The 21626-nt window shown below is 58.4% G+C and carries 9 protein-coding genes and 4 pseudogenes; 6 read left to right on the top strand and 7 right to left on the bottom strand.

Annotated elements, in window-relative coordinates:
• The first annotated feature begins 516 nt into the window (after window positions 1-516).
• Window positions 517-1521 carry a tyrosine-type recombinase/integrase gene (locus E1N52_RS41185; protein ID WP_133190653.1) on the top strand — a complete coding sequence of 335 codons (1005 nt, stop codon included), beginning with the start codon at window positions 517-519 and terminating at the stop codon, window positions 1519-1521.
• Between the two features lie 2 nt (window positions 1522-1523).
• Window positions 1524-2549, top strand: coding sequence for an IS4 family transposase (locus E1N52_RS41180; protein ID WP_133190651.1), 1026 nt, complete (start codon window positions 1524-1526; stop codon window positions 2547-2549).
• 247 nt (window positions 2550-2796) lie between these two features.
• On the opposite strand, the pseudogene E1N52_RS41175 reads toward E1N52_RS41180, so the two are convergent.
• The 5 genes and pseudogenes from E1N52_RS41175 to E1N52_RS44695 all read right to left on the bottom strand — a co-directional run.
• Window positions 2797-2964 (bottom strand): annotated as a pseudogene (locus E1N52_RS41175) (IS6 family transposase); the annotation flags it as partial.
• Between the two features lie 51 nt (window positions 2965-3015).
• Window positions 3016-5346 carry a pectinesterase family protein gene (locus E1N52_RS44460; RefSeq protein ID WP_165979571.1) on the bottom strand — a complete coding sequence of 777 codons (2331 nt, stop codon included), beginning with the start codon at window positions 5344-5346 and terminating at the stop codon, window positions 3016-3018.
• A 32-nt stretch (window positions 5347-5378) separates the two neighbouring features.
• Window positions 5379-6494 carry a glycerophosphodiester phosphodiesterase family protein gene (locus E1N52_RS41165; protein WP_205965763.1) on the bottom strand — a complete coding sequence of 372 codons (1116 nt, stop codon included), beginning with the start codon at window positions 6492-6494 and terminating at the stop codon, window positions 5379-5381.
• Window positions 6495-7062: 568 nt separating this feature from the next.
• The gene (locus E1N52_RS44455) at window positions 7063-7947 is read right to left on the bottom strand and encodes a transposase (RefSeq protein WP_165979570.1); all 885 of its coding nucleotides are present in this window, start codon (window positions 7945-7947) and stop codon (window positions 7063-7065) included.
• 256 nt (window positions 7948-8203) lie between these two features.
• On the bottom strand, window positions 8204-9001 hold the full coding sequence (locus E1N52_RS44695) for a transposase (protein WP_246089443.1): 798 nt from the start codon (window positions 8999-9001) through the stop codon (window positions 8204-8206).
• A 6-nt stretch (window positions 9002-9007) separates the two neighbouring features.
• Between E1N52_RS44695 and E1N52_RS44690 the strand changes: the two genes are divergently transcribed.
• A complete protein-coding gene (locus tag E1N52_RS44690; RefSeq protein WP_205965762.1) occupies window positions 9008-9427 on the top strand; it encodes a Tn3 family transposase in 420 nt (139 codons plus the stop codon).
• Window positions 9428-10182: 755 nt separating this feature from the next.
• Window positions 10183-12246: a phosphocholine-specific phospholipase C gene (locus E1N52_RS41145; protein WP_342777957.1), complete on the top strand. Its 2064-nt coding sequence runs from the start codon at window positions 10183-10185 to the stop codon at window positions 12244-12246.
• A 721-nt stretch (window positions 12247-12967) separates the two neighbouring features.
• Here E1N52_RS41145 and E1N52_RS41135 read toward each other — a convergent pair.
• Together E1N52_RS41135 and E1N52_RS41130 are read right to left on the bottom strand one after the other, a co-directional pair.
• Window positions 12968-14616, bottom strand: a pseudogene (locus E1N52_RS41135) (phage integrase family protein).
• Between the two features lie 251 nt (window positions 14617-14867).
• Window positions 14868-15585, bottom strand: a pseudogene (locus E1N52_RS41130) (IS6 family transposase).
• 249 nt (window positions 15586-15834) lie between these two features.
• On the opposite strand from E1N52_RS41130, the gene E1N52_RS41125 reads away from it, so the two are divergent.
• Both E1N52_RS41125 and E1N52_RS41120 read left to right on the top strand, forming a co-directional pair.
• A complete protein-coding gene (locus E1N52_RS41125; RefSeq protein ID WP_133190645.1) occupies window positions 15835-21282 on the top strand; it encodes an AAA family ATPase in 5448 nt (1815 codons plus the stop codon).
• Window positions 21283-21626: pseudogene (locus tag E1N52_RS41120) on the top strand (IS701 family transposase); the annotation flags it as partial. It abuts the gene before it with no gap.

The following is a 21626-nucleotide window of genomic DNA, read 5'->3' as shown; positions in this document are numbered from 1 at the left end:
CCACTCTGTTTAAGCCATCGACTGAAACATGCGGCGATCCGGACCTTCCGCTTCAGGGACCATACGTTGTAACCCTGCGCGCAGATGGCGTTGGCAAAGGATGATAAATGGGCTGCCAGTGGACCTTCAGGTTCTTGCGAGAGAACGACCTGCTCATGAATGGTGTACTTCACGACGAACTCCTTCCCTACGTGGGTGGAGCAGCCAAGATTATCTCTATCCGTCGTTGTCTACTTGCCCAGAAAAATGGGCCATTAGTAGGCTACAAGACATAATCCGGAAGGGTACATAGTGCCGCTTATCTACCCAGCGATATAAGAGGCACTCGTTCGCCGTTCATCGGCTCACACAATGGTACGAAGATGGGGCCTCGGCAGCAGAACTCGCTCCGACGCTCTCGGTCTACCTCGGCCACGTCAGCCCCAGAGAAAGCTACTGGTACGTCTCTGCAACACCTGAACTACTGGGCAGCGCATCGGACCGCTTCCGCGTGTTCGCCGCCCTGGGAGATTGATCATGAAGTACTCCGATGCACTTGTTGGGCCACTGCTCCAGGAATTCTTCATCAAGCATCTGCTGACGCATCGAAACGTCAGCCCACAAACGCTCTCGAGTTACAGCAATGCCTTTCGCCTCCTTCTCCGGTTCATCGCCACCAAGATGAATATCCAACCGGTTGCGCTTAAGCTCGATCAGCTAAATCCGGCAGTCATTCTCGCGTTTCTCGACAGTCTTGAGGTGGGGCGCAATAACACGGTGAGATCTCGCAACGCTAGACTGGCAGCCATCCATTCGTTCTTTCGTTGGGTCGCGATATCCAGACCCGACTTTGCGGGACTATCCACGTCCGTACTGGCGATCCCCACCAAGCGCACTGATCGCCGTTTGATCTGCGCGTTGTCACGCGCCGAAATTCAAGCGATTCTTGGTGCCCCCGACCTCTCAACGTCGAGCGGACGACGTGATCACACGATGCTGCTGACGATGTACAACACTGGTGCACGGGTCTCTGAGATTACATCAATGGCGTGCAGCCAGGTCGAACTCGGCATCCGTAGCAGTTTCGTGCAGCTCCACGGGAAAGGTCGAAAAGAGCGATGCGTCCCACTCTGGGTCAGGACCGCCGATGCGATCAGGAAATGGATGCGTGAGCAGGATGCCGCGCCTACGGCGCATCTGTTCACCAATTATCGCGGCGAGCAACTGACCCGTAACGGCATCGACTGCATCCTGCAGAAGGCGGTTTCCGGTGCGGTGCTCGCCTGTCCGAGTCTGCGTCAAAAACACATCTCGCCTCATGTGATAAGACACGCGACGGCGACCCATCTGTTAGAGGCTGGCGTCGACATCAGCGTTATCGCACTGTGGTTGGGCCATGAAAGCATCGACACGACGCACATCTACATGGAGTCCAGCCTTGCCCACAAGGAAGAAGCGTTAGGCCGCCTGCGGCCTGCCGGACAGCGTACGCCACGATTCCACGCGACTGACAAGGTCATGACGTTCCTCGAAACTCTCTGATTATGCGCATCGCGATGGCTGGGGTTGGTCGCTGCAGAAGGCCCTCCGGCCATCGCTTCGCCTATATTCAGGGTGTGGGTAATCGTGAATACCTGAAGCTTCAGGTATTTACGAATCCCGGGCGCCCCTCTAAGCGTCATATCAATCCCACCCGCGTACCGATTGAGGAAAAGGAAAGCTGGCGCTGGCTTGAGAATATGCGCCAGTCGACTCAACTTCTCGATGACCCTGTGCGCTGCATTCACATCGGCGACCGGGAAAGCGACATCTACGAGCTGTTTTGTACCGCATACGATCTGTGCACCTACTTCCTCGTGCGTACCTGCGTCGACAGGCTCGCGGGAGATGGGCAGCACACGATCTCCAAAGCCATGCAGCATGTTCAGGTCAAGGGACTCCATCGCGTCGAGCTTCGAGATGCGAAGGGCCATCCGATAAACGCGACGCTTGAACTGCGCTATCAGCAGATGACTGTCCTGCCGCCCATCGGCAAGCAGAGCCGCTACCCTGAGTTACAGCTAACAGTCCTTCATGCACAGGAGCGCGATCCGCCGGCCGGGCGTGCTCGTATCGAATGGAAACTGATCACCAACCTGCCAGTCCGCTCGCGTGCCGAGGCGATCCAAAAGCTCGACTGGTACGCGATGCGCTGGAAAATCGAGACGTTCCACAAGATCCTGAAATCGGGCTGCAAAGCGGAGGAGTCCCGGCTTCGTACAGCCGACCGGTTAACGAACCTGATCGCGGTCTTCTGCATCCTGAGCTGGCGCATATTCTGGCTCACCATGCTCAGCCGCTCGGCGCCGCAGGCCGCCGCCGAAATCGCGTTCACCCCCACCGAAATCGAACTGCTTCAGCGCATCGTTCACGACACGCCCCACAACGCCCAGGCGCCGCCCCTCGTGCGTAACGTTATCAAGCTCGCTCAGCTGGGTGGTTACCTTGCGCGCGCCAGCGACCCTCCGCCGGGCAATACCGTTATGTGGCGCGGGATGCAACGTCTGATTGACATCCAGCTCGGCTATTGAGCTCGCGCTAAAAAGAAGTGGGTAATTGCAAGGATAGAGACGCGCTTACCCTGAGAAAAACCTGCAACCAGTAGATACCGAAACATGTTGTCGCTTTGTCAGCATGCCGTGCCCGAAATGCATTGATGCTGCCGCTTTGGCTGACTGCCCTGTGGATGGTCAGCGGCGAAACTAGCAACCAGTTGGTCAACACGCCAGGACTGGCCGGTGGGCCTGCCCAAGCGATTCCACCGTTTGACGAACTCCGGCGCAGGATCGTCGTGTGGGCCAGCGCCAGACCCCGTTCCGCCATCATTTCGACCAGATCGCGCAAGCTAAGCTTGTAGCGCAGGTACCAGCGAACACACAGAATGATCACATCGCGGTCAAAGTGACGGCCTGCAAACAGTTCGTCCAGGCTCTTCAGCTTGCTCATCATCGGTTCTCAGTTCGTTCAGCCCGACACCTTAACCGATTCGCCCCCGCGCTATTTGCACCATGAGCCATTAAAGGCAACTTCGACATACCCGCTATAAGCATAAGCCGGCAGCTGGAACGGTCCGCAACTCTTGCCATGTTGCCGCGCAGTAATGACATAACCCGTTTCTGCGGGATTGGCAGGTTGGCCAGCCCAAGTGACCTGCACGTTGCCGTTGCCGCCGACCGTTGCGGAGATCAGCGGGGCTTGGGGGACCCCGGCGGCTGGAGTGGGAATTGGCACCTGCTGCCCAAGGTTCGGACTGGCGTCGCTCACCAAGGTAGGTTGCCAACCGTCGGTGCCAGCCAGATAAATGTCAGGTGCTAGTGCGGCAGCCTCCGCCGAACTCAGCGCGACGTTGCTCTTCGGCGACGTCGTCTCGCGCTGGCCGATATCGAACGGCGCAGCCCCTTGGCCATTCATGTCGGCATACCGCGTATTGTATTCACGATAGGTGGAGGTCGGCAGATTGTTAGTGCCCGGCAGCCCGCTCAGCGGCGGGATGAACTCGATCCAGCCATCGCTGGTGAGCTGCGGTCCCATCGTGGAGTTGAGGAAGTAGACGGTTGAGTGACTTCCCCACGGACGGCCTAGCCAAGCGTTCGACATATACGGGCTCTTCGTGTGATCGAAGCCGAAGCTGCTATCCTCGCTGGCGCTCTCACGCTTTTGTGCGGTAATCGTCGCTTCACCGATCAGGCTGTCATGAATCTTGGTCTTGAGAGTGCAACCATCAAACACTGTTTTACCATTACCGAAGATATAGTCGACATTTCCCTCGACGTAGCAATTGCTGAAATAAGCTCGCCCCGGCCCATTAACGTACAGCGTATCCTGGCCACCAAGTAATCGTACCGCTCGATAGACATCCCGGTCTCCGTTCGAGCGTAAGGCTACAGCTTGGCCCTTGGCGCCAAAATCGGGAGCTTCGTAATCGGCTGAATTCCGGATGGTGAGATTGCTGAGGTAGACATCGTTGGCGACCACAGCCACGGTGTAGCTGCCAGCCGTTCCATACGGTTGCCCAGTCCCCGGATCGGTCGCGTTCGCCGAGTGATTGCCGGTGATCAAAACCTGCGATGCGTCAGTGCCGGTGCCGATCAGCTTCACGTTCGGCTTCGTAATGTCCAATGTCTCGGTATAGACACCAGGTGGGATTCGGATCACGCCGCCGCTTGGCGGAAGCGCGTCAACTGCGGCCTTGATCGTCGAAAAACTACCTCCCCCTCCGTCGTTGGCAGCTAGGATAACCCCTTTGGGATCGACATTGGTATTTAGCCCAACTGGAGTGATGCTACTGACATCGGCGGGAGGATTGCCCGGACTGCCCTTGCCACAAGGCGTGCGGATTTCTCCGGCGAGGAAAGCGCCGCTGTTGCAGGGAAGCATGTCGACATCGAGAAACAGGCTGCCCTTGAGTGATTTTTGAAAGGCAACTATCTCACGATTGGACAATGGCCCTGAGAACACGACCGCACGTTCAAATCCTGGCAAAGCCTGGACTGGAGTAAGGGTCGGAGAACCTTGACCAGGCACATTCACGGCACCAACCATCAAGGGGCCAACAGAGCCGAACGGAGCTTGATTTGGTCGTGAGGTTGGCCCTCCAGCCTCGTACGCAAAGTGCGGGAAGCCGCTGTCAAGTACCGCCTCATCCCACTGATACGCCGTGAAGGCAAGAGAGTATGTATATGGCGCAAACAGATCGATTTTGACCTTACCGCCCGGCGTAAACGTGTAATAAACCCATTCGGTACCTGAGAAGCTTCCGGTTGGTCCGAGAATGTTCATGTCCCAAGGCTTTTGCCAGTAAGCTGTCTGAGGACGCTTACTTTGCAGCAAGCTTTTACCAAAGGACCACTTCTGCCCTGTCGCACTTGGTTGAGACCCAAGCATGAAGGAGGCATAAGCCGTATTATCCGCCGAACTGAGTAGCGAGACCGATGCGCCCCCGCCCGCTGCGAAGTTATCACGGGTCCGGTGAATAACGAGAATTGTAAAACCCTTCGCTGGATCGAGCCGCGCTATTTCGTTCGTGATAATCGACGTCTGGCTGGGAAGGTTGAAGGAATTGCGATCCGTGTAGAAGTCGTAAACTATCGTTGTTCCGTTAGGAACTTGATAGTCAGTGTCGAAATCTGGCCCATGGTTATGGATAATTAGTTTTGGATAGTCATATTGTATTGGTACTACAACAGGCGTTAGCAACTGTATTTGCTTGGCACCTGCCGATTGCCGGCATTCTGCTTCGTTGGAGCATGTCTGCGCGGATGCTGCGGTTATATATAGCCCAGCAATTGCAGTGCCATGCAGCACAAAGAGTCTAAAAAGCTTTGACATGACGGAGCCACCTTGTAAAAGACAGAAATAATCTATCGCTTTAGTAAGTTGATATTTCGTCGCCCCAATGCCTGCAGCATATCCCCTACTGCATCGACCGAGTCTGTTGTTATCAGGTTGGTAGGATTTATAACTGCCATCTCCGGATCACCTCGATAATCCGGAATGATTGAGGCCGACGCTGTAGACTTCGGGTCCGTGATGTGAGCTACGCAACACATTCCGGCTGCGGTAGCCACTCCTTCTGGAAATAGATTGCTTTCTATATACGTAGCAAATCCCTTTTGCTGATCTGCATAATGGAAGTAATTTTCGAGACCATCACCTCTATAGTATTGATTCATCTCGAACTGTATAGGGAATGGCGCGGTGTTCCACTGACCGTAGTTAACGTCCTGATTGGGATCATAATTTGATATCTTGACGTTGTCGGCGTCAGGATTTTCTACGAGAACCAAGCCGCCGTTCACGTTGGGATTGTATGTAGTTCGACTCAGTACAGACCTGAGATCACCCGCATCTCTCGCGTTAATTTTGATTACAACGGCCTTGCTTAGTGAGGGATGATTTTTGGCAGCTATAAGGTCTAGGAGTTTCTGCATGATTTCCAGGCCGGACCTGCCGGGCGCCGTCTTGATGTCAACAATAACGACATAACCTAGACCGTCTGAGGTGACGTACTGTTCAAGAAGATCCAAAACCTCTGAGAAGCCCAAGAATTTTCCTTTATTCCCATTTGCATCTGAAAACACTTTTCCATGCCGATCCTTCAGGTCGACCTGCTTAAGTTGCGAATATGTTAGGCTGCTCACCGCGCCAGATCCTGTCGAAATACGGTCTATATTAAAATCGTGCGCGACAATCACCTGTTTATCGGCGGTAAATCGCGCATCGATCTCAACAGTTTCGTATCCGCGGTTCCAAGCATCTTGTAGGGCGTAAGACGAGTTCTCAGGATATATTTCCCAATATCCGCGGTGGGCGGACAGTAGGACAAGATCGGAAGAGGTACTCGATGGCTCGAACATCCTTTGAGTAATTTTGTCGACTACGTAGCTGGAGGGTATCACCGGTAAAGGAGTATCCGCTCTGGCAGCTACTGGCGTAAAAGACATAATCATGGATATTGCGAATATCTTTATATTCATGCCGCGTCCTCCATTGCCGCACCGATAACAAAACAAGGAAATTTTCAGTATTTCCTGTTCTCAATATCGCGTTAGAAGTCCGTTAAGAGCTAAATCTCTGCAACTCCGCCCAGTGAACGTGTAGATCTCTGACTTCCGATCGTCAACGACCATCATCCATGTCGGCACCGACGGCCATCAAGGGCCAGACGGGGATGGCTGTAATTGCGCAAATTCATTGCCGCGCACAAGGGCGAAAAACTGGATTCTCCATGCGATGCAAAATAAATACCACGGTATCACTAATTGCCAGTCGCACTGATATAAAATGTTTTTCTATGCGATTAAGAATCTCTAATATTGATTCATTTGTAAGTGCGATCTAAGTGTTCACGAGAAATTGACTTGAAATTTGGAGCCATAGCCGGATAGCAGCTCGGCGAGTGGCTTTGTCCGGATGGGTACGAGTTCCCGTGCTATGGACGCGACTATGCATTATTGACGCAAACCGGTTTGCCGAAGGCGTTCCACCGGTTCAGCAGGTTGGCGATGATTACGCCTTCGCCTTCCTGCGACGCAAGCTCCTGCGTCAGCAGGCGCTCGCCGATGCAACGCTTGATGCGCGAGATCTGCGCCTCGACCAGCGAGCGCACACCGTAGCCGTATTTCTTGTGAAATGCATAGATGCCTTTGTCCTCGATGTATCTGACGATCGGGTCATGCCGGCGGGTTCGCTCCTCGCCGTGTACGACGGCGGTGGGATGACGGGCGTCACGCCCGCGCCTGAAAGCGCTTCGGTACGCTCGATGCTGTAGTACGCGCCATCGGCAATCACCCGATCCATCGGCACATCAACGGGCAGCACGGCGTCCATTCCTTCGCTGTCCGATACTTCTGTAGTGGTGATGCGGATCGCGTGTACGTTCATGTCAGCGTCGATCGACAGATGCATCTTGCGCCACGGCGTGCGCGCGGCCTTCTGACCGTACTTTTCCTCGTACCACTGGCTCGCCCGCCCAAAGCTCAATCCCGTGCTGTCGACGATGAGACTGATCGTCTCGCCGCGCGCGAGACGTCGGGCCAACTGTTCGCAACGCTGCGTGACGCTCACCTCCAGTGAAGCGAACCGTTCGCCCAGCTGACTGGCGCTGGGCACCGGGATGTCCAGCCCGCGAGTCTCCCAGTAGTCCTCCATATAGCCGGTGATCTGCCGCATCCCCCAGCCGAACAGCCGGTAGAAGGTAAAGATCAGCTCGATGTACGCCGTGGTGTAGGTCGGCTCACGCCCCGACACGCCCGGCGTACGGATCTTTGCGTTGATAAGCTGCGCCTTCAGATCGCCGCCCGGCACATACAGGCTGATCATGCCGCGCTTTCTCAGGCTCTGGTTATACGCCCGCGCGTTCGTCACCCGGTACCCCGGCTTCTTGCGCTTGCGCAGTTCACCCGTCTTTAGTCTGGCTTTATATGACATTATTCAAGCTGGCTTCATGACCATGATGTTGCGCTTTTACACAACCCGTAGCATCTTTGCCAACTGATTGCGGGTTTCAAGCAGACTGAAGTTGCATTTGATCAGTAATGCATATGTTTCATGAAATGCATGAGTTGGCAAGACAGGCAACGCGAAGCGGAAGCCTGATTTGCGAAGTGATCGACATGGTAACGACGCGCGCGGCCATGGCGCAATGCGCCGGCGAAGTAGCGACAGGCCGCCCTGAGGGCCGCGATCAGCTGCGGAAGTAGTGCCTCAGGTTGATCATCGTGTAGGCGAGCGTCTTGAGCGCGTAGTGCACGGCACTGATGCGTTCGAAGCGCAGCAGCAGGCGGCGGAAGGTGTCCTCCCAGGCGAACACGCGCTCGATGGTGCTGAAGCGCTCCGCGAAGATGGCCGCGTCGAAATGCCGTCTGCGACCGCGCTTCGGTGCCTTGCGCCCACGCGGGTTCTCGGGAATGTTGGGCCTCATGCCGCGGTTGAAGATCGCACGGCGGTTTTCGCGGCAGTCATAGACGCCATCCAGACTGACGGTTGAGCCCTGCAGGTTCGCACCAATGGCGCGCGCCATGGCGGTGAGTTTGGGCAGCGCGTCACGCAGCAGGGGTGATTCGTTGCGATTGCCCGGCGCCGTCACGAATGGCGCGATGATGTTGCAGTTGCGATCGCAGAAGGCCACCACCTTGTCGCCCTTCAGATGCTTGTGCCCGCTGTAGCCCAGGTTGTCGCCGCCTTTCTTTGCCGCTGTGGTCGTGCCGTCGCCATGGATGTTCGCGAGGTCGAGGAGCTGGTCCCGATGCAGTTGATCGACCGAGCCCGCGAAGACCCGGTCGATGCTGCCGTCAGCCTGCCAGCGTCGCATGATCCGGTAGATGCGGGTGTGGTGGATTTCAGGCAGCCCCTTTGCATCCGTTTCGATCGGCAGCATCTTCCATTGACACCCCATATAGAGCGCCTTCAGGACGTAGTTGAACATCCTCTGTAACGGCAACGTCGGCGGCGGGCCGCGCCGGCCCCGGCTCAGGTGCGGCAAGACAAATTGCCCGAACTGCGCTTCACTCAATTTCGTGGGAATCGCCTGCCGGCCATGGTTTGCAGCCATTTTCGCATCCGCAAAGCCCTCACTTTAACCGCTCCCCCCTCGCCAGCTCCGAAAGCCATTCCCGGTGGGGCTCGCAGACAAATTCGGCCCCTTCGGAAAACCCGCAATCAGTTGGACATTGCGATCAATAACGAGTGCGGCCGGCTGCTGGCCAATGTCGTGACCGCCTTCAACTCGGTACTGCTCTCACAACTGCTCGAACGCTACCAGCGGGAGGGAAATGAGAAGGCGCTCGCGATGCTGAAGAAGATTTCTCCGGTGGCGTGGCGGCACATCCACTTCCTCGGGCATTACACGTTTCGCAACGAGAACCCGATCGACATCGCGGCCATGCTTGCGGGTCTCGACCTTCTCTAACCACCTGAAATCAAAGGACTTCCAAAATTTCTGCGGTTCCGGCTTACAACCCCTACAGCGAAGTAATGTCGTCACCGGCCAATGCCCGCCAGGACAGGGCTGGGGCCTCCGGGCTGACGAAATTACTTCGTTTGCCAGCGAAGTAAAATCGTCAGTGCGCCGGGAGACCGGCAAGGAGTAAAGAGTGCAAGTCTCTTACAACGAAGGTCTAGCAAACCACGTTGTCCCCGAGTCATGCGCACAATTTGCCATGCAGATGTCATTATGGACTGCTAAAAAGTCATGAGGTTTGTCAATTTCGGCCGGACCAGCGAATGGTACCGTCAGAAATACGGACGCGATGCCAGTCGGATGCCGTGGCGCAAGGTCCATCTGTCGATCCGGAGATGAACGTCCACTCGATCGTGTTCACGGAAGACACCGTGTCCAATGAGGCCGGTCTGAAAGCATACTGGCGGTCGGTGTGAATGTGGACTGTGTGATCGCCAACGGTGCGTACTACAGCAGCGCACAGGCTGAAGCGTGGTCAGTCAGCGGCGTGCTGCGGATGATTCCGCCACCGTCGAACGCGATCGATAATTTATTTTAACCAACCAACCTCGTAGGGAAATAATGACTGGAAAATCTTTGATGATAAAGATGGCGGCAGCCATCCTTATCGCCTTATGTTTCGCGGCATGCTCGGGGAAAGGCCTTGACAGCGGCGCCCAAGCTACCAGCACGCCCCGCGCGCAAACCTACAGGTGCTCGAACTAATGGAACACATGCAAATTAGTCGCCGCCAGTTCATGCGTCTTGCGGCAGCCGCAGCGGGTACGACAGTCGCGTCGACTATTTTCCCTGGGGCTATCCAACGCGCGCTGGCTACTCCGGCAAACAACGGTACCGGCACGATCAATGACGTTGAGCACATCGTTATTCTGATGCTCGAGAACCGTTCGTTCGACCACTACCTGGGCTCGTTGTCCGGCGTTCGTGGTTTCAACGACCCGTCGGTAACCTCGGATATCTGGTCTCAGCCGGACCGCAATGGTGGGATCGTTACGCCGTTCCACATTGATACCGACAACACTAACTTCCCGATCTGGAAGGGTCTGCCGCACTCGTGGCCGGATAGTCAAGCTGCCAACAATGGCGGCCGCATGAATAATTGGGTCCTGGCGAAAGGCGGGGCAACGATGGGTTACATCAACCGCCAGGACATTCCGTTCCACTGCGCCCTGGCTGATGCATTTACTGTGTGCGACGCGTACCACGCATCGATGCCCGGCCCGACCTGCCCGAACCGTCTGTACATGCTGACCGGCAGTAACGATCCGCATGGTCTCGGCGGCTTTGGGCCGATTATCGATAACAACAACATTACCCAGTTCACCAATGGTCAGGGCAATATGTACGGTCCGGGCTGGGTGACCTATGCTGAATCGCTGCAAAATGCAGGCATCAGTTGGGGCGCGTACCGTCAAGGCACCGACAAGACGAGCAACGACAACAGCGATGGCGGTATGAACGTGCTTCTCGCCTTCCAGAATTTCGTCAATGCTCTGCCGGGCAATCCGCTGTACGACCGTGGCGTCAACCCGCGAACCCTGGCGCAATTCAAGCAAGACGTGCTGGCCAATACGCTGCCGCAGGTTTCGTGGCTGTTCGCTCCGCGAATTTTCTGTGAGCACCCACTGTGGCCGCCAGCATACGGCGTCGAGTGGATCGCACGTATTCTGGATGCACTGACGTCGAATCCGGATGTTTGGAGCAAGACCGCCTTCATCGTAACCTATGACGAGAACGACGGCTTCTTCGACCACGTGGCTCCACCGCGCCCTGCGGCTACGTCGGCCAACGGTTTGAGCACCGTGGAAACGAGCGACGAAATCAACCCTGGCGACGGCAACCCCTTCGGTCTGGGCAATCGTGTGCCGACGTTTGTCGTTTCGCCGTGGAGTCGTGGAGGTTATGTTTGCTCGCAGACGTTCGACCATACTTCGCTGATCCGCTTCATTGAACAGCGATTTGGCGTGCACTGCGGCAACATCACCCCGTGGCGTCGCGCAGTTTGCGGTGACTTGACTTCGGCATTTAACTTCAAGACGCCTAACGATGTTTTCCCGACTTCGGTTCCGACTATCAGTATGTCAGTGCCGCTGCCAACTAGCGCCGTGGATTTTGCTGCTGCGACGGCAGCAAATATCAACAAACCTGTTCCGACGCCACCGGCAACGCCGGCCGGCAAGCCGGTGGTTGAGTCCGGCACTCGTCCGGCACGTGCAATTCCGTATGAGCTGTTCGCGAAGTGCGCGGTCACCGGTGGTGGCCCTGCAGTGCACTTCGGTAACACGGGTGGTGTCGGAGTGTGCTACCGCGTTGTTGACCGTCTGAACCTGTCGAATGCACCAAAGTACTACACGGTTGAAGACAGCAAGACCCTGGATGATTTCTGGACATTAACCAGCGGTGCATACGATCTGCGCGTCACCGGTCCCAACGGCTTCGTTCGCGAGTATGTTGATACTCCGAGCACCAGCGCCGCCCTGCAAGTTGAAACGTGCTACGGTAGCGATGGCTCGATCCGCCTCTCGCTGATTAACGTTGGTTCGGGCGATGTGAATGCCACGGTCAGCGACAACGCTTACAAGATGGCGCCGCAGACGACCAGGGTTCCGGCGGGTCAAACCGTTGAACTGCCGATCGATCTCACCGCGAGCATGAGTTGGTACAACTTCAGCATCACCCTTAAGGAAAACAGCAATTTCATGTGCAAGGTTGCTGGTCACGTCGAAACCGGTGCAGATAGCATTACCGATCCGGCCATGGCCTCGTAAGGTGTTGTAATGCAGTTGTAGTTCCGCTGATTTGCGGGATAGCTCTGCTAAGAGTTTATCGAAAACTGGTTTGAATTTTGTTGCCGTAGCCAGCCAGCAGATCGGCTAGATTCTCATGGTTTTCGTATTAAACTCAGCAGTTTAGGCGGAGATGTGGCGAGGTTTTAACGATTACCCACACCGCCAAATTAGGCGAAACGACGGCCGGGGAGCCGTCTGGAACATGAGACCCCGGCCGTTGCGGTGCGCATAATCAGAGGGTTTCGAGGAAGGCCATGACCTTGTCGGTTGCGTGAAAACGCGGCGTCCGCTGCCCGACAGGCTGCAAGCGACCTAGCGCTTCCTCCTTGTGCGCAAGATTGGACTCCATGTAGATGTGCGTCGTGTCGATGCTTTCATGGCCCAGCCAGAATGCGATGACACTGATGTCAACGCCAGCCTCTCCTTGCCGGCCACCATGGTCGGTAGGAAAAGTTCAGGGCATTATGCGAACCATTGCCACACAACTCAGCCCGAGCGATCCCGCCTGAACACGGCGGTGTCGCCATCGTCTACATGGCGCTTCGCCTAATTTGCCGGTGTGGGTAATCGCGAAATTTTCGCCAAAATAATCTTAGCTCGATGATTTTGCGGAGAAATTCTGATTTTTTGTCGGTTTGGTTGAGCAGTGGTCAGCCCACAGACACTATCATTGTCCCAGCGTCGTCGGTCTGCAGTCGGTCTACCGCTTGCGTACCTCGAACGCATGATCAAACTGCCGGGCCCACTGCACTTCATCGCTGTGCAAGTAGGTCGACGTCTTCGAAATCGACGCATGGCGCAAATTATCGCGCACCATGATCAGCTCAGCACCCCGTGCCAGCGCGTGCGACGCGTGCGTGTGACGCATCCAATGCGGGCTTGCGCGGCGCAGCTTGTCGGCAGTCGCTGACCGTTCGTCCTGGATCGCGTCGGCCACCACAATGAAGAATCGTCTCAGCACACGCCAGAGCCGTTTTAGTTCGATGCCTGCGCCGTCCTCCTCAAGGCTCGCGACGAGCGGCGTCGCCGGGTTCCAGCGCGCGGGCGTAACCGGCAGCCCACGCTGCACGAGAAATTGATCCAGCGCGGCTCGGGCGAGCGACGGCAACGCAACCTTACCGCGCTTGCCCCCTTGCCGAGCACGTGCAGCCAGTGATCGCCGTGCTCATCTCGACGGATATCGGCGAGCGTCGCGCCGACCAGTTCACTCGCGCGCAGGCCAGTTGCATAGCCGAAGTCCAGCAGAAACCGCACGCGCTGGGCGGCCGGCACGCTCCAGCCGTAGGACCATTCGAGGCCGTCAGCAACGGTGCGGATGAGCAGCGACTCGCCCTCGGAGAAACCGCGCGACACGTCCAATCCCGCACGTGGCGCGTCACTCTTGACCTTGACGCCGGCGAACGGATTCGCCAGCACGTAGCGCTGCTCGACCAGCCAGCGAAATAGCGCCGACAGGACATTCAGTGCGTACGCCGCTGATCGGGGCGAGAGCGCGCCGATGAAAGGTCGCCATTCAACACTGTGGCGTGGCCGCGACGGCCCGACCCAACGCTCGCGCGGCGTGGGCCGGCGCAGGAATGCCCGGTACGCGATCGCGTCGTCAGTGGTGAGCGACGACAACGCTCGGCCTCGCTCGATGATCCCCCACAGGATCAGGCGCTCTGCTTCCTTGCGGTAGGCGCGCTGCGTGGTGGCCGAGTCGTGCAGCGAGAGCCAGGATTGGATCGCCTCGTAGTCGTTGGATGCATTCAGCAGGCAAGCAGCCCTTGGTGCGCGGAACTGTCCATGCGAGCCGTCGACTTCGTGCGGCACACGCAACTGCTCCCACGCCACGACGTCGCCGGCCGGTGCCACGACGATCAACGCCCGCGCCCGTTCGGTCAGTGCCGGATGGGCGGCAAAAAACGCCTCCACGCGACGCGCGCCGGCGACGCCGAGTCCGTCGATCGCGATCCACCAGCGGCGCCGGCGCGGAATCCGCACGGTCAGATCGGCCAGCGTCCGGAGGCCGTGCGCCTGCAGCGCGCCCACCACGCGCGGCGGCAACCACTGGTCGATCTCGTCGGCAATGTGCGGCACCGGTGCTGGCAGGCTGCGCAATGTCTCAATAGCGCGTGCGACGATGTCGGCCGACGCGGCGGATCGCTCGCCGAATGTTTCACCCAGGTCAGCCCGGTGACGGCTCGTCGCGAACGCGACCAGAGTGCGCCGAATGCGGCCGAGCACGCCGCGCGCCGACGCCCCGGGCGCCTTGCGGTCGCCCAGATAGCGCGCGACGGCCGCTCGAGGGTCGAACCTGGCATACCAGGCGCGCAGCGCAGCCAGTTCAGCGTCGCTGGGGAAGGCGATGGGGGCCTATCTCACGCGTTTTCATGCCTGCCAGTTTAGATTCAGAACAAGATTGGACAGATAATATTTTTATCTGTCCATTCGTGATGAACGTTTCAGATCTTTGACAATCCCAGCTGTCAGGTGTCCAATGGGGGGATGCCAAGATTCGGGGCTTTTTCGTACGTCAAAGCTCCGGGCGTGCGTCACAAGCGTCGCGGACCCACCCAATACGGCTCTGGTGCAAATAGGCGGTCTGCACGAGATTTTTCCTATATAGAGGATACCTTACAAGCAGACAAGACGTCCTCCCAGACTGCGGGCGCAGTGGCATCTTTGAGGCCGAGCTTCGCGAGACCGAATTGTCCCTTGCGAATACGATGTACCAGCTCAATACGAGAGAGGGTGATCGCTGCATTCCTGAAACGCTTGAAGCCGAGCATGACTTTCGTCCGGGGACTTGATGTTGCGGTGGTCCTGCTCGACCAGATTATTGAGATATTTCGAGGATCGGACCTTCGTGTCCTCAGGCAGCAGGCCATCGGCCTTCATCTCGCGCACGGCGCGGTGCGAGGCCGCATAGCCGTCAAGCGTGATGGTCTTCGGTGGCTGGCCTTGATGTTTGATCGCCTTCCTGAAAAAGGCTTTTGCCGCCTTCACGTCGCGCCTGGCACTGTCTGGCCCACCCGATCCACCGCCCGATAAAGATAGACCCACTTGCCGCGCAGCTTGAGATAAGTCTCGTCAACACGCCAGGACTGGCCGGTGGGCCTGCCGAAGATTCCACCGTTTGACGAACTCCGGCGCAAAGCGCTGCACCCAGCGCAGGATCGTCGTGTGGGCCGGCGCCAGACCCCGTTCCGCCATCATTTCGACCAGATCGCGCAAGCTAAGCTTGTAGCGCAGGTACCAGCGAACACACAGAATGATCACATCGCGGTCAAAGTGACGGCCTGCAAACAGTTCGTCCAGGCTCTTCAGCTTGCTCATCCCCAGTTCTCAATTCGTTCAGCCCGACACCTTAACCGATTCGCCCCCGCGCTATTTGCACCAGAGCCCAAATACAAGTGGCCATGGCAGCGTCGCACCGGGTATCGTGCAACTGTAGTCAGCGACGTTGCTGACCGCGCAGGCGCCCCCCGGGCCACTCCGGTCGCGCCCTGCGCGCTATAGACAGACGAATAGGGCCACGTATCTTGATAGAATCGAGGGCTAGAGCCTGACTGTGAATGACGGCACATGAACTATCAACATGGCTCCGACACGGGCTTCAGTGTCCACGTCCTGTGGGAGGATGAAGAGCGCACCTTCTGCCGTGTCGGGTCCCCTGGCGCCACCGACAGTGTGCTGGTCGTGCGCAGCGCCGACGAACACCCCTCGACCGCCCTTCTCGATCGCCTCGCTCACGAGTTCGCGCTGAAGGAACAGCTCAACAGCGCGTGGGCGGTGCGCCCCATCAAGCTGGTGCGCGAAGACGGACGGATGGCCCTGCTGCTCGAGGATCCGGGTGGCGACCCACTCGAGCGCCTGGTCGGTGCGCCTGTCGGGGTGGAGCGTGTCTTGTCGCTCGCCGTGGACATTGCCGCTACGCTGGTCAAGCTCCATCAGTGCGGCCTTGTCCACAAGGACCTCAAGCCCGCTCATATTCTGGTTGACTGCACAGACAGGCAGCCGCGGCTCACCGGATTCGGCATCGCTTCGCAACTGCCGCGCGAGCGGCAATCACCGCAGCCGCCTGAAACGATCGCCGGCACCCTCGCCTACATGGCACCTGAACAGACCGGACGGATGAATCGCTCAATCGATTCGCGCAGTGACCTTTATGCATTCGGGGTCACGCTCTATCAAATGCTCACGGGGACCCTGCCGTTCATGGCCTCCGACCCGATGGAATGGGTGCATTGCCATATTGCACGAAAGCCGGTGCCCCCAAGCGAGCTGGTAAACACGGTCCCAGCTGCCGTCTCGGAACTTGTCATGAAGCTGCTCGCAAAGACGCCCGAGGAGCGCTATCAGACTGCGGCGGGCGTCGAGCGAGACCTGCGGCGTTGCCTGACCGAATGGCAACGTCAACGCCACATCGATGCCTTCCTGCTGGGTGAATACGACATGCCCGACCGGCTCCGGATCCCCGAGAAGCTCTATGGGAGGCAGAACGAGGTCAAGGCCCTGATTGCCGCATTTGATCGAGTGGTCAACACCGGCACGCCTGAACTCGTGCTGGTTTCCGGTTGTTCGGGCATCGGCAAGTCTGCGGTCGTCAGTGAACTGCACAAGGCGCTGGTACCACCACGTGGACTCTTCGCGTCGGGCAAGTTCGACCAGTACAAACGCGACATACCCTATTCGACACTCGTGCAGGCCATTCAGGGCCTGGTGCGGTCGCTTCTCGGCAAGCCGGACACGGAGCTCGCGGTCTGGCGCGACGCATTGGTCACAGCACTGGGTCCGAATGCGCGCCTCGTGACCGAGATGATTCCCGAGTTGAAGCTCGTCATCGGAGACCCGGCGCCCGTCCCGGAACTCGAGCCGAATCAGGCGCGACACCGCTTCGAACTCGTCTTCCGGCGCTTTATCGGCGTGTTTGCGCAACGTGAGCATCCGCTGGCACTCTTTCTCGACGATCTGCAATGGCTCGACGCCGCGACGCTCGATTTGCTCGACGATCTTCTGACGCGCTCTGATCTTCAATATCTGATGCTGATCGGCGCCTATCGCAGCAATGAAGTGGATGCCAGCCATCCGCTGCTGCGCAAGCTTCAGACGTTCAGGGCGGCGGGCGCACGGATCGACGAAATCGCTCTAGCGCCTCTCGCTTGCGAGTACGTGGAGCAACTGAACGTCGAAGCGCTTCACTGTGAGCCGGCGCGCGCCGCACCGCTTGCCCGCCTCGTGCATGAAAAGACGGCGGGCAATCCGTTCTTCGTGATCCAGTTTTTGCACGCGCTCGCCGATGCCGGTCACATCAGCTTCGACCATGACAAGGCCTGCTGGTGCTGGGATCTGCCCCGCATCCACGGCACGGGATACACCGACAACGTGGTAGACCTCATGGTCGCGAAGCTGGCGCGTCTGCCCACTGAAACGCAGCGCGCGTTGCAACAGCTCGCCTGCCTCGGCAACACCGCCTCGCTTGCGATACTGCCGAAGGTTCTGGGCACCTCGACGCGGGAAATTCGAGCGCTGCTGCGGCCTGCAGTCGATCAGGAACTGGTCGAGCAACGGGAAGACGCGTACGCGTTTGTACACGACCGGGTGCAGGAAGCCGCCTATTCGCTGATTCCGGGAGATTTGCGTGCCGACACCCACCTGCGAATCGGGCGGCTGCTCGCAGCGCAAACCGCCGCTGGCAGAATGGAAGATGCGATCTTCGAGATCGTCAGCCAACTCAACCGTGGCGCAGCGCTGATGACTTCCCAGCAGGAACGCGAGCAACTGGCCGAGTTCAACCTAAGCGCAGCCCGGCGAGCCAAGGCGTCGACAGCCTATGCGTCGGCGCTCACCTACCTCACTGCTGGCGCGGAACACCTGACGGGCGACTGCTGGGAGCGCAGGCATGAACTGATTTTCGCGCTGGAGTTGAACCGGGCCGAATGCGAGTTCCTCACCGGGCGGTTAGCGGACGCGCAAGAGCGGCTGGCCATGCTGTCAAGCCGCGCGACGACTACCGCCGAACAGGCGCATGTTGCGTGTCTGCGCATGGATGTTTACCTGACTCTCGACCGGAGCGGTCGCGCGGTCGAAGTCTGTCTCGACCACCTCCGGCAAGTCGGTATTGACTGGGCAGCGCACCCGCACGAAAACGACGTACAGCGGGGATACGAAACGGTCCGGTCACTGCTTGCAGGTCGGACAATCGAGGCACTCATTGATGTGCCATTGATGACGGATCCGATGTCCCTTGCGATCGCCGATGTGCTGAGCAAGCTCTTGAGGCCGGCCTGGTTCTTCGACGCGAATCTCGCGTCCCTCGCCATATGCAAACTGATCAGTCTTAGTCTGGAGCGCGGCAACTGCGACGCCTCGTGCTTTGCGTACGTCATGTTCCCCCGGATTGCAGGACCACGCTTTGGCGATTACCACGCCGGTATCCAGTTCGGCCAGCTTGGTTTCGATCTGGTCGAGCGCCGGGGACTCAAACGCTTCGAGGCAGTGACGTATCTCTGCTACGCGCTCTACGTCGTGCGCTGGACGAAACACGTGCGCGTCAGCAGCGAGGTGCTGCGCCGCGCGTTCGAAGCGGCAACCCGGACCGGGGACCTTCCGTCTGGCGCCTATACCTGCTGCCACGTTGTTTCGGACCGGCTTTTTGCCGGTGAGCCGTTGATCGACGTGCAACGCGAAGCTGAACAGGGCCTTGCATTCTCCGTGAAGGCGCGTTTCGGCCTTGTCGTCGATAACCTCACTACGCAACTTGCGCTGATCCGGATGCTCCGCGGCTCGACGTTAAAATTCGGTCGTTTCGACTACGGCGAGTTCAACGAGCTTCGTACGGAACAGCGTTTGTCCGCCAACCCCGCGCTCGCGACGGCTGCGTGCTGGTACTGGATCCGGAAACTACAGGGGCGGTACCTTTCAGGCGACCATGTGGCCGCCGTGAATGCGGCAGCGGTCGCGCAGCAGCTCCTCTGGAGCTCGTCGTCGCACCTGGAGGAGTGCGAGTACCACTTCTACGGCGCGCTCGCACTCGCCGCACATTGCGACCGTGCACCAGCCGGGGAGCGACAGCAGCAGCACGACGCCATCGCTGCGCATTGCCGGCAACTGGAGATATGGGCGAAGAACTGTCCGGCGAATTTCGGCAATCGCGCTGCGCTGGTGGGCGCGGAGATGGCGCGCCTGGAAGGCCGTGATGTCGACGCGATGCGGCTCTACGACGAGGCCATTCGCCTCGCGCGCGCAAACGGCTTTGTACACAACGAAGCGCTTGCCAATGAACTCGCATCCGGTTTCTACGCGGCGCGCGATTTCGACAAGATTGCCCGTGTCTATTTGCAGGACGCGCGCCGGGGCTACCGACACTGGGGCGCCGAAGGCAAGGTGCGCCAACTCGACGAACTGTTCCCCCATCTCAGGGATGAGGAGCGCACGCCCGGACCAGGCAGCACGATCGGGGCGCCTGTCGAACACCTTGACCTTGCTACTGTAATCAGGGTATCGCAAGCGGTTTCGGGAGAGGTCGTTCTCGACAGGTTGATCGACACGATCATGCGCACGGCAATCGAACAGGCAGGCGCGGAGCGGGGGTTACTCATTCTTTCGCATACGGGCGAACAGCGGCTCGCAGCGGAAGTCGGGACGGACGGCGAAAAACCTCGCGTCCAATTGCGGGATGTGCCCGTAAGCGCAACCGTGATGCCCGAGTCGGTGCTCCACCATGTGCTGCGCACAAGGAAGAACGTCATTCTCGACGATGCCGTGAACGAGCCCGCGTTCGCGATGGACGCATATATCCGCGAGCATCGAACCCGTTCCGTTCTCTGCATGCCGTTGATGAATCAGGCAAAGCTGATCGGCGCTCTGTACCTCGAAAACAATCTGATCACCCGCGCCTTCACCTCAGCACGGAGTGCGGTACTCCGGCTCCTCGCGTCGCAGGCGGCGACTGCGCTCGAGAATACCCGACTGTACCGCGACCTTGCCGAACGCGAGGCAAGAATCCGGCGACTCGTCGATGCCAATATCATCGGCATCATCGTGTGGAACGCCGAGGGTGACATCCTCGAGGCTAATGACGCGTTTCTGCGCATGGTGGGATATGACCGTACTGAACTTGCCGCAGCCCATCTACGCTGGCGAGATCTGACGCCGGACGAATGGCGCGGAAGCGCCGAACAGGCTCTGCTACAGATCGGACAGGACGGGCGTATTCAACCTTCCGAGAAGGAGTACGTCCGGAAGGACGGCAGTCGTGTACCCGTCATGGTCGGCCGGGCGGCGTTCGATGCCAGCGGGAAAGAAGGCGTCGCCTTCGTGATTGATCTGACCGTGCTCAAGGAGGCGGAGCGCCGTTTGCGCGAGTCCTACGAAATGCTTCGGGAGCTCACGTCACATCGAGAAATGGCTCGCGAGGAAGAGCGCAAGCACATCGCACGTGAGATGCACGACGAACTTGGACAGCATCTCACCGCGCTTCGCCTGCAGGCGTCGGCATTACGCATGCAGTTGGGCCGAGATCGACCGGAGCTGGTCGCGCAGACCCAGGTACTGATTTCCCTTGTGGATGAAACGATGCAGGTCGTCAGAGGGGTGATCGCATCGCTGCGTCCGGCAGCACTCGACACTGGCATTGCGGCAGCGCTCGAGTGGCTCGCTGCAGAGTTCAACCGCAACGGCCGCACAGCCTGTTACCTCAACTTGCAGGACGAGAACATCGTCGTGAGCGAGGATCGCGCTATCGTCCTGTTCCGCCTCGTCCAGGAGGCGCTGACCAACGTCGCCCGTCACGCGGTGGCGAATCGGGTGATTATCGGGCTGAAACGAACACATGACGCCTATCTGCTGGAAGTGAACGACGACGGTGTCGGGTTCGATGTTCTGGCAACCGGGAAGAGATCGTTCGGTCTAGCGGGGATGAAAGAGCGTGTTCTGATGCTGGGTGGCGAAATCGACGTTATCAGTTCGCCGGGCGCCGGCACCACAATCAAGGTGACACTTCCAGTCGATCGTGAACAAGCTGTCCCCTAAAAGCATTCGGTCGGCGTAGCGCGGCAATACCGCGGGCAATTGGGCAAACAGGATAACTGCCAGATCGCCGTGAGCCTGTCGATCGCGACGCAACGCGGCAGCCTGCCAATTGCCTGGCAGCTGTATGTCCCCAAGGAATGGATTGAAGACCGGGAGCGAGCGCGTCGTGCGGGCATCCCCGACGATCTCGCCTTCGAAACCAAGCCACAGATTGCGCTGGCCCAACTCCGCGAGGCTGTCGCATCCGGTATTGGACCGGGCATTGTGCTCGCCGATGCCGGGTACGGCGATGAAACCGCTTTTCGGGAAGGCGTAACTGAACTGGGTTTGTTGTATGCGGTAGG

The organism is Paraburkholderia guartelaensis, from assembly GCF_004353905.1.
GTDB lineage: Bacteria > Pseudomonadota > Gammaproteobacteria > Burkholderiales > Burkholderiaceae > Paraburkholderia > Paraburkholderia guartelaensis.
Note: the sequence above shows the minus strand (reverse complement) of the source record. Positions and strands in the feature narration are given on the sequence as shown.